At 44.3% G+C, this 14863-nt stretch carries 13 protein-coding genes; 7 read left to right on the plus strand and 6 right to left on the minus strand.

Annotated features, from left to right (window positions below):
* Positions 1–164: 164 nt before the first annotated feature.
* The gene (locus QUB12_RS07890; protein WP_333141357.1) at positions 165–641 is read right to left on the minus strand and encodes a TM2 domain-containing protein; all 477 of its coding nucleotides are present in this window, start codon (positions 639–641) and stop codon (positions 165–167) included.
* A 514-nt stretch (positions 642–1155) separates the two neighbouring features.
* On the opposite strand from QUB12_RS07890, the gene acsF reads away from it, so the two are divergent.
* From acsF to QUB12_RS07915, 5 genes are all read left to right on the plus strand, one after another.
* The gene (gene acsF, locus QUB12_RS07895; RefSeq protein WP_190738830.1) at positions 1156–2232 is read left to right on the plus strand and encodes a magnesium-protoporphyrin IX monomethyl ester (oxidative) cyclase; all 1077 of its coding nucleotides are present in this window, start codon (positions 1156–1158) and stop codon (positions 2230–2232) included.
* Positions 2233–2337: 105 nt separating this feature from the next.
* On the plus strand, positions 2338–2925 hold the full coding sequence (locus QUB12_RS07900; RefSeq protein ID WP_333141360.1) for a Uma2 family endonuclease: 588 nt from the start codon (positions 2338–2340) through the stop codon (positions 2923–2925).
* The gene (locus tag QUB12_RS07905; protein WP_333300956.1) at positions 2918–3349 is read left to right on the plus strand and encodes a hypothetical protein; all 432 of its coding nucleotides are present in this window, start codon (positions 2918–2920) and stop codon (positions 3347–3349) included. The genes QUB12_RS07900 and QUB12_RS07905 overlap by 8 nt, the downstream gene beginning before the upstream one ends.
* A 76-nt stretch (positions 3350–3425) precedes the next feature.
* Positions 3426–3950, plus strand: a complete 525-nt coding sequence (locus QUB12_RS07910) for a hypothetical protein (protein WP_333141364.1) — start codon at positions 3426–3428, stop codon at positions 3948–3950.
* Between the two features lie 14 nt (positions 3951–3964).
* Positions 3965–5344 carry a site-specific DNA-methyltransferase gene (locus QUB12_RS07915; protein WP_333141366.1) on the plus strand — a complete coding sequence of 460 codons (1380 nt, stop codon included), beginning with the start codon at positions 3965–3967 and terminating at the stop codon, positions 5342–5344.
* A 121-nt stretch (positions 5345–5465) separates the two neighbouring features.
* On the opposite strand, the gene QUB12_RS07920 is transcribed toward QUB12_RS07915, so the two are convergent.
* A complete protein-coding gene (locus tag QUB12_RS07920; protein ID WP_333306278.1) occupies positions 5466–9092 on the minus strand; it encodes a CHAT domain-containing protein in 3627 nt (1208 codons plus the stop codon).
* 57 nt (positions 9093–9149) lie between these two features.
* On the opposite strand from QUB12_RS07920, the gene QUB12_RS07925 reads away from it, so the two are divergent.
* Entirely contained in the window at positions 9150–9377 is a 228-nt protein-coding gene (locus QUB12_RS07925) for a hypothetical protein (RefSeq protein WP_333306281.1), read from the plus strand.
* 23 nt (positions 9378–9400) lie between these two features.
* Complete coding sequence (locus tag QUB12_RS07930; RefSeq protein WP_333306283.1) at positions 9401–10915, plus strand: phospholipid carrier-dependent glycosyltransferase; 1515 nt, start codon at positions 9401–9403, stop codon at positions 10913–10915.
* A gap of 193 nt (positions 10916–11108) precedes the next feature.
* Here the strand turns inward: QUB12_RS07930 and trmB are convergent, their stop codons facing one another.
* The 4 genes from trmB to csaB form a co-directional block, all read right to left on the minus strand.
* Positions 11109–11741, minus strand: coding sequence for a tRNA (guanosine(46)-N7)-methyltransferase TrmB (gene trmB / locus QUB12_RS07935; RefSeq protein ID WP_333306286.1), 633 nt, complete (start codon positions 11739–11741; stop codon positions 11109–11111).
* A 159-nt stretch (positions 11742–11900) separates the two neighbouring features.
* Positions 11901–12620 (minus strand): Uma2 family endonuclease, encoded by a 720-nt coding sequence (locus QUB12_RS07940; RefSeq protein ID WP_333306288.1) that lies wholly within the window; start codon positions 12618–12620, stop codon positions 11901–11903.
* A 74-nt stretch (positions 12621–12694) separates the two neighbouring features.
* The gene (locus tag QUB12_RS07945; protein ID WP_333306290.1) at positions 12695–13510 is read right to left on the minus strand and encodes a Uma2 family endonuclease; all 816 of its coding nucleotides are present in this window, start codon (positions 13508–13510) and stop codon (positions 12695–12697) included.
* Between the two features lie 13 nt (positions 13511–13523).
* A complete protein-coding gene (gene csaB / locus QUB12_RS07950; protein WP_333141381.1) occupies positions 13524–14570 on the minus strand; it encodes a polysaccharide pyruvyl transferase CsaB in 1047 nt (348 codons plus the stop codon).
* Positions 14571–14863 lie beyond the last annotated feature (293 nt).

A 14863-nucleotide genomic window follows, 5' to 3' on the forward strand; every position in this document is an offset into this window, starting at 1 on the left:
TTTCTGCTTATATAGACAAACAAACATTCTAGCCGATTTTGTCGGCAATGCTTACTCGAAAAACCGCAACAACTGCTCGCTCAGCAATATCAAGTAGTAGGGTGCGTCAGCGATTAGCTTCTGGAAAAATAGACAAAATCCCCTAGGCAACGCACCCGCAGCAGCTAAAGTTCGTGAAAGTGGTAGATCACGACGCCAGTGACGGGATCGTTCTCGATACTCACATAACCGGTTTTGAGCAGTGCCGTGAAAGCCTCTTCCACTTCGGCAAAAGTAGCGCCGGTTGCCATCACCCCTTGGGTGACAGATAATCTTCCGTTCTTGGTATAAGCTGCCTTCAGGAGTTTAACCCCTAACTGGTCTGGAGTTGGCTTGGGGTATGTCGCGGCGATCGCCCCGCTGCTGGGATATAGGGGTATACCTTCGCGAGATACGCCGAGTTTGCCCCTGAGACTGGCATTGTGTTCGTCCACCATGTTCGGCAGCAACAGCAAATCAAACAATTGCCCAAACCCAAACAAACCAAAGGTAAACAGCCACAGCAAACCCGTACCAATCTTGCCGTTGTAGAGGCGGTGGAGTCCGAATGGGCCGAAAAAACAAGCTGCCCATAAAAGGTAACTAACACCTAAATTGCTCATTTTCTGACCGTCCTGCCTGATTATTCTAAGAATTGGAGTCCCTCTATACATTTTGTACTTTCTATCTCGTGTTTAAACAGCTTGACACCAGCAGATATTTGTGTATTGTCCGAAGTTATTGGTTATTTACTACCAATTCCCCAATTCCCCATGCCCCATGCCCATGCCCCATGCCCCATGCCCCATGCCCCATGCCCCATGCCCCATGCCCCATGCCCCATGCCCCATGCCCCATGCCCCAGGCCCAATGCCCCATGCCCCATGCCCCAGGCCCCATGCCCATGCCCAGTGAGTAATTTTGCGTAGCAATTCTTAACGCCAGCAACATATTTGCGCGGGCGAGAGCTTGGTAAACTGGAGGGCGTGGAAATTACAGCAGCTTAGACTTAGATTCCACACGGAGCGCCAAACCAAGCGCGCCGCCAGCGCTGGCCGGAAATACACGAGCGCGATCGCCCGCAGTACCCGACAATGGAAACAAGCGAGTAGTTATAAGCAGAAATCCAATAAAAATATGGTAGATTCCCTCAAAAAACCCACTTTTGAAGAACTGCGGCCGGGAGTGAAAGCCCCAGCCAAAGAAACTATTCTCACGCCGAGATTTTACACAACCGACTTTGACGAGATGGCCAAAATGGACATCTCGGTAAATGAAGCCGAACTAGAAGCAATTATCCAAGAGTTCCGCGTTGACTACAACAAAAACCACTTCGTGCGGGATGAGGAGTTCGCTCAATCTTGGGATCACATTGACGGCGAAAAACGCCAGTTGTTCATTGAGTTTCTAGAACGTTCATGCACCGCTGAGTTTTCTGGGTTCTTGCTTTACAAAGAATTGGGACGCAGGCTCAAAGACAAAAATCCAGTGCTCGCCGAGGGTTTCAACCTGATGTCCCGCGACGAAGCGCGGCACGCCGGATTCCTCAACAAAGCGCTGTCCGACTTTAATTTGTCCCTGGATTTGGGTTTCTTGACAAAGAGCCGCAGTTACACATTCTTTAAGCCGAAGTTTATTTTCTACGCGACTTACTTGTCGGAAAAAATCGGTTATTGGCGCTACATCACGATTTATCAGCACTTAAAAGCCCATCCTGAAGACCAGATTTATCCGATTTTCCGATTCTTTGAAAATTGGTGCCAGGATGAAAACCGCCACGGAGATTTCTTCGATGCGGTGATGAGAGCTCAGCCTCAGATGTTGAATGATTGGCGCGCTAAGCTTTGGTGCCGTTTCTTCTTGCTGTCAGTGTTCGCGACAATGTATCTCAATGATATCCAGCGCGCCGGTTTTTATCGATCGCTCGGACTCGATGCTCGCGAATACGACATCGAAGTGATTAAAAAGACCAACGAAACAGCAGGCCGCGTATTCCCTGTCATGCTTGACGTGAACAATCCAGAATTTTATGAACGCCTGGATATTTGCCTCAAGAACAATCAGCAGTTGACTGCAATTGTTGCTTCTAATACTCCGAAATTCTTGCAGTTCTTCCAAAAATTGCCTTTGTATCTGTCGAACGGCTGGCAATTAGTGAAGCTGTACTTCATGAAAACAATTGAATCACCTTCAGTACAGGGTGCTGTGCGTTAAGTTTTGATTTTTCATCCTCTGTGACGGCGGTTCTGCGACAAGCGGAGCCGCTTTTTTTGGATATAATGTTAGATTAGTCTTGATGGGCGTCGCTCTGAGGATATTATGGTTGTACAAACAGAAAAACGCTACTGCACTCCCGAAGAATATCTGCAATTAGAGGAAGCTGCGGAGTTTAAAAGTGAATACCGCGATGGAGAAATAGTGCCAATGACAGGTGGAACAACCAATCACAATGAAATCGCAGGTAATTTTTATGCCCGCTTTAAATTGACTTTGGGAATGCCGAACTATCGCGTGTATATGGGTGACGTGCGTTTGTGGATGTCGCAATATCGCCTTTACACTTATCCCGATGTCATGGTGATTTCTGGAGAGCCTGCTTATGAGGGCAGCGGTACGACTACGGTAACTAATCCGGTGCTGGTTGTTGAGGTTTTGTCAAATTCAACCAAAGATTATGACCGAGGCGATAAATTTCAGTATTATCGATCTATCTCCAGTCTTCGAGAATATATTATGATTGACCAATATAAATTTTATGTTGAACAATTTGCTAAGAATTCAGAAAATAAATGGGTATTAACAGAATATACAACGGCGGATGAAGTTATGACATTAAGTGCGATCGAGTTTCAAATTCAATTAAGCGAACTTTACCAAGGAGTTAATTTTGAGATGAAGGGTGAGTAATATGATATCGGGAAGACGCAACTCTTTTGCAGACTACAAAGCAGATGGACACAACTGGATCACCTTGACTGCCGGAGAATACTATCCCGATATATTGCAGGAGGCTTGCCAACTTTACGAACCTGTTCTAGTAATGTTTGGGCAATTACTCAGGACTTCTGAATCATCAGTGCGTCTATTTATACAGATTTCAGAGGTTCCCAGCACATGGATGCGAGTTCAACTTTTTAGGGTGTTTCGCAAGTATGTTAGCCCTGAGATTCCAGTTGAAATGCTCAGAAGGAAAAAAAAGACAGCGGATATTTGCAATCAGTTTGGAGCACGTTTTAGGTCTGTTCAAGAAGTTCAAGCTGCTTATATGACCAAGAATTTCAAAGGTGGTACCCGCCACGTGATTTATCCGTGGAATCAATCCAAAATCTAAAATCTAAAATCCTCAAGAAAGAGCATTTATCTCGCGCAAGTCAATCTAAAATCTAAAATCTAAAATCTAAAATCGATTGACTCGTCCAATTCCCGATGAGGCAATGTCGGCTCTATTGTGGGAATACAAAAGTCGCGGAAAAAAGGGATACGACTTAACTGAAAGATTTTTCTCCTTATTCCGCTTACACTTTCCCTACTTGGCAATCAGAGGGCCAGAGCGAGCTGGAAAAGATATCCTGATGGGAAATGTCTTCGTCAACTATCCCAACCCAAAACGTCCTGTTGATTTTGTGATTTACGATATTAATGAAAATGACTTGCTGGCAATAGGATTGGCAAGATATGATTCAGATAGAGGCGGTGCACAAGAAGACGACCGAACAGGTGGTTATCGTAGCTGCGCTGATGAAATCCTCAGTTATACACAAAATCATAACTTAAGAACTAAAGTAATTTTCCTGAATGATGGGCCTGGTCTCTTACTCGGATCGATGTGGGATGACTACGCAAATATTGAAAATAGCTGGCCAGATAAGATTATTGTATTGACACTGCGTATGGTTCCAGATCGGATTACAGTGGAATGGCTGCGTTCTTGAAAATAGGAGTGACAATGGCTACGGGTATTTCAAAAAAACAATCGCAGGGTGAAGCTGCATCTAATTTTAGTGAAAGCCCATTAAATAATAGCTTGGATGCGTGCTTTTCATATCCAGGAAAAGTGCCTGCAAGTGAAGTTTTAGACACTCATCAAGCTGAATGTGTAAAACTGTGGTCTAGCAATGAACAGCTATGTCTGGCAAATGAAAACCGTCTTTACTATGGAGATAATTTACCAATTTTAGCATCTTTACTTAAAGATAGTTCAGTAAAAGGTAAAGTAAGATTAATTTATATAGATCCGCCTTTTGCAACTAAAAGTGTGTTTCAATCACGTTCTCAGACTGAGGCTTATTCTGACTTATTAGGAGGGAACAGCTATATTGAATTTATTCGTCAGAGGTTGATACTCTTGAGAGAGTTATTAGCTGATGACGGCTCAATATATGTCCATCTTGATGATAAAATGGCCTTTTATATCAAGGTGATTATGGATGAAATTTTTGGTCAACGTAATTTTAGAAATTGGATTACTCGGAAAAAATGTAATCCAAAGAACTACACAAAAAAGACTTACGGCAATGTTTCAGATTTTATCCTGTTTTATAGTAAATCAGATACTTATGTCTGGAATCGTCCTGTTGAAGAATGGACAGATAAGCGCGCCAACAAAGAATATGAATACATTGAAAAGGAAACTGGACGGCGATATAAAAAGGTTCCGATTCATGCGCCTGGAGTGCGAAATGGCGAAACTGGAAAGTCTTGGCGAGGGATGAATCCGCCACCAGGAAAGCATTGGCAATTTCCACCTCAAACACTAGATGAAATGGATGCTAGAGGGGAAATATATTGGTCTGCAACAGGAAATCCCCGTCGCAAGATATATTTGGATAGCAGTAGCGGGATTCCCGTACAAGATATTTGGCTAGAGTTTCGCGATGCTCACAATCAGAATATTAAAATTACAGGTTATCCAACTGAGAAAAACCGCGATCTAGTTAGTAGAATTATTCGAGCTTCATCAAATCCTGATGATTTAGTGCTCGATTGCTTTGCCGGTTCGGGTACGACTTTGAGTGTTGCTTCGGAGTTTGGGAGGGGATGGATAGGAATTGATAATAGTTCTGAGGCGATCGCAACTACTTTGCGCCGTTTTGCTAAGGGTTGCGAACGGATGGGCGATTTTGTCAGCCAGCAAACATCCCTACACCAAAATCCATCGGATGACGAGTCTCGCCAATTATCGCTTTTTAACTTAGATGAATCTATATTTCAAGCTGAGTCTCCCTTAGAAAAAAGCGAGATGATTAATAACTTTGATCTTTATGCAACTGATTCGTTTGCTGGGGAACTAGAAAATATTGTGAGGCAATGGATAGAATGGCAGTAGCAGCGTACAAAAACAATCACAAAAAGCATTCTGCCACATCGCAAAAATTTGCTCGACTATTACCATATAAGATTTATCAGCAATTAACCTGACTTGATATCATAACTGTTTTCCCTAAAATTTATCGCCATTCCCCCTGAAGCGTAAAAGCCGCCCAATAATAAGGAGAACGCCACTCTTCCTGCTTCAACATTTCCAGTTGCGCCGCCCTCAAGGCTGCCGCTGGCGTTAACCCTTTTTGCAGCATTCCCTGATAGAAACTCGACATTAAGTTAGCCGTTCCTTCATCATCCACATTCCATAAACTCACCACAACTCGCTTCGCCCCAGCATACATAAATCCCCGCGTTAATCCTACCATGCCCTCGCCTTGAATGTTCTGCCCTAATCCTGTTTGACAGGCACTTAACACTACTAAATCTGCTGCTAATTTGAGATTGAAAATATCAGTCAGTCGCAGGAATCCGTTTAAAGGGTTGCCCTTTTCATCTATCAGCGACAAGATGATTCCTGATAGTTCCGGGTTAGTGCTATTCGCTAAACCGTGAGTGGCAAAATGAATGATTTTATATTGGCTTAAGTTCTGACTGGTTGCTGCGGCGCGGCTGGCTGCAAAATCCAAGGATTGGGTGCGAGAATTAGCTGGTACTAACGCTTGAATGATTTGAGCTTCTTGGCGAGTGAATTTTAAACGGTCAAACTGTACGTTATTGTCCCCTCTGGAGCGACTTAAACCGAGATTTGCTGATTCTACCGCTTGCTGAGTGGTGGCTGAAGAAGAATTTTTAACTCGTTCATCGTTAGGACTAAAAACTGGATCGGCGAGCATTGCTAAAGTCCGAGTTGGGGGTTGTCTGTCATTGTAGTTTTGTCTTAAGATTCCCAAGGTGGAAGCGGAAGGCAGCAGCACGATTTCATGGTCTACAATTAAAGGCGGATTCGGATTTTTACCGGGTGTTTCGGGGAGCGAGAGGGCGGCAAAGGGGAGGTAATTGAGAATGCCATCGCCAACAATCAGCAGGCGCTTTTGAGCGAGTTGTGCTGCTACGGGCTGTAAAATAATTTGACTAAGCGTGTTGTTAGCTTCAGCAACTCGATCGGGAATGTTTCGGTAGCGCGGGTTAGTCACAGCATTGCGGAAATTGCGGACGGCTTTTTCGATGTCAACCTGTTTGGGCAATTCATAACTGGTGATACTGGTTTTAGTCACAGCCCAGAGATAGCTACGATGTTTCCCTAAAGAATACTGGAGTAAAATGGTATTGTCATCGAGGATTTGTTGTTGAATCTGTGCCAGCGTTAGAGGTTGCGGTTGGGTGAGGGTGGCGTACCGGGGACTGGTGGAGCGGATTTGGGCTTGAATGTCCTGATATTGTCCTAGTAAAGTTTGCCGTTTTTGGTCTAATTCTACTTTTTCTGCGGGGGTATGATTGGGGCGGCTTAGAGTTTCGATTCGGCGTGTTTCTAAGGCATCGAGTTGCTGTTGTAAATTGCGTTCTTGCTGCAATAATTCCGGGGCGACACCTTGCCGAATATCGGCGTTTGCTTCTTGAAGAAGTTCGAGAAGGCTGCGGGCACGGGAACTTTCGCTGGCTTCTAAGGCTTTGCGATCGTAACCAGAGTTGGGATTGGTTTTGTGCAGTTCCATTAACAGGTCAATGTATAACTGGTAATAGTGTTGTACCGTGGCAAAGTATGAGATACGGAGTTCGTGGTTGGTAATTTTGGTGCGGAGGTTTTCGATGATTTTGATGGAGGTTTCAATGTCAGTGAGGGCTGCGATTAAATTGCCTCGATCGCCTTTGAGAATAGCCCTATTGTAGAGGGTGAGGGCTTCCCCAGGACGATCGCCCACAGTGCGAAACAGCGGCAGGGCTTGGTTGAAATATTCTTCTGCTTTCTCCAGTTTTCCCAATTCTGAGTAAGTATTACCTACATTGTTGAGGCTGTTGGCTTCTCCACGCCTATCGCCCGCTTTTTGTCTCAAATCGAGGGCTTGTTTGTAGTAGTCGAGGGCTGTTTGTTTTTCTCCCAAATCATAGTAGACTATGCCAATATTGTTGAGGATAGTGGCTTCCTTAGTCCGATCGCCCATAGCCCGGAATAAGGGAAGGGCTTGGTTAAGATACTCTTTTGCTTTCTGTTTTTCTCCCAAATCGTTGTAGGCTAAGCCGATGTTGTTGAGTGTGGTGGCTTCCGCAGTGCGATTGACCAAAGATCTATCGCTGTTTGCGGGTAGGTTCGAGATGTTGCTGAGGTTGATACTTGCTTCAGGGCGATCGCCCATTTCCCGAATTAAGGAAAGGACTTGGTTATAGTAGTCGATGGCTTGCTGTTTCTCTCCCAAAGCATAGTAGACGGCCCCAATGTTGTTGAGGATGAGGGCTTGCACAGGGCGATCGCGTATAGTCTGATGCCAAGAAAGAGCTTGCTTGTAGTAGTTCAGGGCTTGCTGTCTGTCTCCTAATCTATTAATAATGAAGCCGATTTGATTCAGCGTGTAAGCTTCGTCCTCCCAATTTCTAAGCATTCGATAAAGCGAACGCGCTGCATCAAACTTTTGCAAGGCATCCTGGTAAGATGCTGCTGTTTCCTGAGCCAATAGTCGCTTAGCTTCCTGAAGCAATCGCTCGGCTTCATCTGTTTTTTGATTTAATAGTTGTTGGTTTTTCTGAATTAATCGATCGGCTTCTCCATCCGGGATTTGATTTCTACTGAGATCGAGGGTTGTCAGATATACCAATCCCGCTAAAGGTTTGATATCTGCGATTTGATTTCTACTGAGGTCTAGGTTAGTTAGATTTGTCAATCCCGCTAAAGGTGTGGCATCTGCGATTTGATTTCTACTGAGGTCTAGGGTGGGCAGATTTGTCAATCCCGCTAAAGGTTTCACATCTGCGATTTGATTTGATGCGAGGAAAAGCACTATCAGATTTGTCAATCCCGATAATGGTTTCACATCTGCAATTTTATTGCCACTCAAATAAAGAAAGTTTAACTCAGTCATTCTCGATAAAGGTGTCACATCTACAATTTGATTAGATGCGAGGGACAGCCCTGTTAGATTAGTCAATCCCGCTAAAGGTTTTACATCTACGATTTGATTAGCTTCGAGGAAAAGCTCTGTCAGATTAGTCAGTCCCGATAATGGTTTCACGTCTGAGATTTGATTGAAATTGAGGACGAGATATCTCAGATTAGTCAGTCCCGATAAGGGTTGCACATCTGTTATTTGATTTCTACTGAGGTTGAGCCTTCTCAGATTGGTGAATTTTGATAATGGTTTGATATCGACTATTTGATTGTCAGCTAGGTAAAGTAGTGTGAGATTAGTCAGTCCCGATAATGGTTTCACGTCAGAGATTTGATTGGAAGTGAGGGTGAGAAATCTCAGATTAGTCAGTCCCGATAAGGGTTGCACATCTGTTATTTGATTTCTACTGAGGTTGAGTTCTCTCAGATTGGTTAATTTTGATAATGGTTTGATATCGACTATTTGATTGCGAATTAGGGAAAGTTCTGTGAGATTAGTCAGGGTTTTTTGAGCGCGATCGCACTCTTGTGTTTTTGCTTTTGATAGCAACACCTCCACCGTATGTCTGGCTTCAGGGGTCAAATTCTCTTTGTTGGTACAGAAATCAGCAAAACTTTCAAATGTCTGGGGATTTGGCGCGGCGGCAGAGCCCATCAGGATAGTCGCACCTACAGCTAACCCCCAACGCCCCCCAATCGAAAGTATGGGATTCATAAGCACTCGCTCAAAAAAGACATGATTAGCTGCTATCATAATCTATCGCACCTTGTGATGCCCGCTTTTCCTTCCGGCTTGCTAATTAGATGGGGAGCATTTGGTGAAACAATAGTGGCTACTGCTTCTCGCTGCACTCTCCAAGCATTATTAGAAACCGGGTTTAAGAAACTGGGTTTTTCCAAAAAACCCGGTTTCACCTCAAAAATTCGGTTTCTGCACAAGTCCTATTTTACGTTACTCTCAACTCAGAAATTTAAAATTAGCGATCGCCATCAAATTTAGTATCTATTATTGGCTGCTGTTTTATGAAAATCAAGAAAAAACAATTAAACCAATCGAATGTTATTTTTTCCCTAGCAATGCTCGGTGTGTTCCTCTTTTCCTTAACTCTCCGCTTTTGGGAACTAGAGCGATTTAACACTTTAGTATTTGACGAGGTTTATTACGCTAAATTTGCCAACGATTATCTCACCAAAACTCCGTTTTTCAACGCTCACCCGCCTCTGAGCCAGTACATAATTGCGATCGGCATTTGGATCGGCACTCACCTTCCCTTCGGAAAAACAGCCGTCAACAGTATGGCTGGCTCCCTGCTTTCTCCTTGGGATTACCGCTGGCTGAATGCTCTCACAGGTTCCTTTATTCCCCTAGTTGTGGGAGCCCTAGCTTATCAGCTAGTTAGGCGCCGCACCTTTGCTTTTCTTGCTGCTTTATTGATTGCCTGCGACGGTTTGTTTTTAGTTGAGTCTCGCTACGCGCTGAACAACATTTATCTGGTTTTATTTGGGATTTTAGGTCAGTTATTTATTTTAAAATCCGTAGAAGCAGAAGGCAAAAAGCGCTGGCTTTGGCTGGTACTAGCCGGGATAGGCTTCGGCGCATCTGCGGCTATCAAATGGAACGGATTGTGGTTTCTTTTCGGTACTTATCTAATTTTAATCTGTGCTTGGGCAGTTCGTTTCATCCAGGGTAACAGAGGAAATGAAGAACAAAGCCGCGAGGGAGATTCACCTCTAATTCCTGCCGAAAGTCCAGTACAAAAACTGACTCAACTCAATTTTATAGAACTCGGCTTGAGTCTAGCTATTATTCCTATTCTAGTTTACAGCATCTCTTGGATTCCTCACCTGCACTTTAATCCAACTCCCAATTTCTGGCAGATGCAAACGGAAATTTTGACTTATCACCAGCGGATTAAAAGTGGCCCAGATGTACATCCTTACTGTTCCACGTGGTACAGTTGGCCTTTGATGCTACGCCCCATAGTTTACTTCTACAAAACTGCTAGCAGCAATGCCCAACCTGATCCGGTTTTGCCACCTTTACCTGAAGGTGCAACTAAGGTAATCTTTGACGTTCATGCGATGGGAAATCCCTTCCTTTGGTGGCTGTCAACCTTAGCTTTACTGCTAGTAATAGGAGTTTTAGTTCACCGGATTTTGGTGTGGCTGCAAACGCGCAGCGAGGCTTCTGTTGACGCGATAGAACAGCAGCGGCCGATTTTGTTTCCGCCGACTGCTGAAATGTGGCTGGCGTTATATTTAATAGTTAATTGGGCTGCTAATTTGCTGCCTTGGGTGAAGGTGACTCGCTGCATATTTTTATACCATTATATGGGCTGTTCTGTGTTTTCAGCCTTAGCACTTGCTTGGTGGGTTGACAGGTGGCTGCACAGCCCTCAAACTCGACTCCGAGGGATGGGGGTAACAATTATTTTTCTGGTTTTGGGTGCTTTTATTTTCTGGATGCCTATCTATTTGGGACTGCCTTTGTCGCAAATTGAATGGAAAATTCGGATGTGGCTACCATCTTGGGTTTAAGTTAGAAATAATTCTTTTGTTAACGGGCTCTCCGGCCCGTTCCACAAGAACATTAAGTTTTGTGGAACAGGCCGGAAAGCCGTTCCACAAGAAAATTAAGTTTTGTGGAACAGGCCGAAAAGCCTGTTCCTAACCAAGGTGCAAGATGTAAGTTATAACATTTATGACAAAGGTGAGTTTGCAAAAGCAAGCATTATTTTTGATAGAGTGATCGATAAACTGGTTCGCCCCGTTTCAGAGTAGCAATTTCTCTTTCAGTAGCCACAGGCAGCGGATTTTCTGCTAGCCAGTTGTCGCCGTTTTGACGTTTAAAACTGGGGTTAGATGAAAAGCGATCGCACATTTCCCTTTCTACTTCCTCAATATCTGACTGGATAAAAACTTCGCCACCAATTGCCAGATAAGTTGCCAATTCATTAACTAATTCCTGCTGCACCACCCGCCGTTTGTGGTGCTTTTTCTTGAACCACGGATCTGGAAACTGAATGCTAACTCGCTGCAAAGTGCCTGCGGGTAAAGTTTCTAAAATTGGTTTTAGGGAACTATTCGCATTGCAAAACAAATAGTGCAAATTGGTCAAAGCTGTTTCGTCCCGCCAAAGATTCGCCTCCTCTACCAGAGGTTCCCGAATTTCTAATCCGAGAAAATTCCAGTCAGTTTGGATTTGTGCCATGTGCCATAAAAACCGTCCTCTGCCGCAGCCGATATCTAAATGCAGCGGTAAATTTAAGTCGGAATAGATTTTAGTCCAATCCGGGGGACTTGCAGATGCTTGATATCTAATTGATAGGGGATTGACGTGTTCCCGCACTCTTACTCTGGCCAATTTTGCTGTCTCCTGAATGTAATTTTTAACCGCTGATGAAGGCAGATGAACGTGGATTAACGCAGATAAATATTGATTTTTGTGATGTTGTTCCCTACTTTTTAATTAATGAGCAATCTTAAATTGCAGAGTGACAATTTTAAAGTGCTCATTATTGCATTAGGTCTCTGGTTCAATGCCTGCTGCTCTTAATTGGGCGGCTAGTCGATCGACTCGCTGCCGTTCCTTTTCCACCATCTCTACTCCCCACAATAACATCTCTCCGCTTTCATTCCACCACCGCAACCAATATCCCGTTCTTTCGGCTTTTGTTCCCTGCCAAACACCCAGAAATAACCCAAGTCCGGCAATCCAATAACGATTGTTTGCATCGGCTTGCTGTTTTTCATACTGTGCTGATGAATTCAAATGATATACTATTAAATCTCCGATCGCAGGTTCAAAAATTACATAGATTGGAGCTTGTAATATTTGTTCGTAAAAATGCCATTTTCCGGGTAGATAAGTTTGTTTTGCAGAATATTCATCCTGATAACTAGGAGGATTCTCTGGCAAAAACTCCATGACAATTGCCGGAATGTCTCCTTCTAGGTTGGGGGTATAACTGCGACGAATTTCTCGATCGGGAAGGGGGTGTACGTTGGTGGCATAAAACAGATCGGGAGTTTTTATAACTAGCTTATCGTTGAAATTTACACAAATCGCCAGATGAGGCGCAACTAATGTTCCCTCCAAAATTAGCCCCGCAATTTCTAAGCTTTCCCGTAAGGCGGCGGCGAGCAAAGGCTGGTCGATATCTTGCAGGGGGTGCTCGTCTAAAATGAAATCTTTTGGCAATTTTTCCCAGGATATTTTGAATTGAATTGGATTGAATGTCATGGTATTTTACCTCTTACTAAGAATGCGGTAGAACTGCTGGCAATGATTTTCGCTAGAATAGCATCGCCTATTTTTTAAGCTTCTGGTTCAATGCCTAATGCTCTTAATTGTGCGGCAAATATGGACGATCGTTCTCGTTCTTGTTCGGCCCGTTCCCTTTCTTGTTCGGCTTGTTGTTGAGCGATAGCCCTTTCCTGCCGTTCTTGTTCGGCTTGTTGTTGAGCGATAGCCCTTTCCTGCCGTTCTCTTTCTACCATTTCTGCACCCCACAATAACATCTCTGAACTTTCATCCCACCACCGCAACCAATATCCGGTTCTTTCGGCTTTTGTGCCATACCAAACACCTATAAATAATCCAACTCCAGAAATCCAATAACGGCCGAAAGCATCGGGTGGTTGTACTTCATACTTTCCTGATGAATCCAAATGGTAGACTTCTAACACTCCGGCGGCTGGTTCAAAAAGTGCATAGACTGGCACTCGCAATATTTGCTCGTAAAAAAACCATTTGCCGGGGGGATAAGTTTTTTTGCGAGAATATTCATCGTTGGCAGTAGCTGATAAAAATTCCATCACGATCGCCGGAATTTCCCCTTCTAAGTTGGGAGTGTAACTGCGGCGAATTTCTTGATTTTCCAGCGGCTGGACGTTGCGGGCATAAAACCAATCTGGAGCTTTGATAACTAGCTTGCTGTCTACTGTCGCACAAATTCCCATGTTTGGGGCAACTAATATTCCTGTTACAATTAGCCCTGCGATTTCTAAGATTTCCCGCAACGCTGCAGCGAGCAAGGGCTGGTCGATATTTGCCACAGGTTCCTCATCTAAAATGAAGTCGTCTGGCAATTTTTCCCAGGTAATTTTTAAGTCGGCTGTACTGGCTGTCACGGTATTTTACCTCTTACGGAGACTGCTGGAGCGCGGCTCGCAATACTTCGCGGTGAAAGAGCGATCGCTCTACTATAAATTTTATCCTGTCTGGCGATAAGGCGTCGCCGTTAGCATAGTGTTCGATCCAGGTTTTGCTGATTAAATAAGGATCTTCTGGCAATTCTGATAATAAGTATCCCGGCATTTCTAACTCATCCATCAATTGACTGACTTTGGGATCGTAGCTGAGAGCAAAACAGCGGCATTCTTCGGATGCTGCCATAATTAAGCTGTGGTAGCGCATCCCGATCGCCATTTCGACTCCCCGGAACACTCCTTTCAATTTTCTGGGGTCTTCTAAACTGAGAATGCGGCTCGTTTTGGGCAGGGCTTCGTGCAAATGTTTCGCGATTTCTAAGTCGTAAGACGCTTGAAAAGGCAGCAGCAAAATTAAGGTGCGTGTTGCTTTTTGAAAGTCAACTAAAGCTTGAGTTAAGATTGACAAACGGGCGGGAGTTAGTGTAGAGTGAGAACGCAAACAAACAGCCACTCTGGGCGCAGGTAAATCCCACAAACCCGACACGGGGGAATTCTCCAAAGCCCACACGGGATCGGGCGCTAAAGTAAAGGGAATTTGCCAATCTGCAAGTAAAGTAGCTGAACCTTTATCCCGCACGCTGACGCCGGTGCATCCAGCAAAACAGCGCTGAGATAACTTGCGAGTCATTTCGCGCTTCAAAGGCCCAATTCCCTGGGCCCAAGCAACAGTTTTTAAGCCCATCTGCTGCGCTAATCCCATTAAACCCCCATAATAGAAAGGGCTCACAATGCTAGTAGCGTCTTGGATTAAACTACCGCCGCCCCAGATTAGGGCGTCGGAGGTGCGGAGTGCTTCGATAACTTGAAAGGCATTCATGCGATCGCGCGCAGCTACCCCGTACCGCTGATTGGTCTCGACAGGATTGCCAGACAGGACGATCGGCGTCACGCCATCTGGTAACATTTGCAGTAGCGATGCCAACAGCGCCTCGTCGCCGCCGTTGCCTTTACCGTAATAGCCGCACAAAATTGCTCGCATTTCTACTCTTTTATTTGTTTGTGATGGGGAATCTAACGATTTTAGATTTTAGATTTTAGATTTTAGATTTTTTTGAGATTTGAGATTTGCTCCTACTACCAAAAAAATGCTACTGTCATCAAGCTTCAAGGCTTTACGTCATCAGTCAGCTCAAATCGCAAATCTAATAAAATCTCGAATCGCTAATCTAAAATTATATGACCAGCCCAAAAACAGGTACAAGCCCCGACTTAAGTCGTGGATGCTCCTAAAATTTTAGACCAAAGCTCAAGCTCCAAGATTCATCTGTGGAG

Origin of the sequence: Microcoleus sp. B7-D4, assembly GCF_036705125.1 — a bacterium.
GTDB lineage: Bacteria > Cyanobacteriota > Cyanobacteriia > Cyanobacteriales > Microcoleaceae > Microcoleus.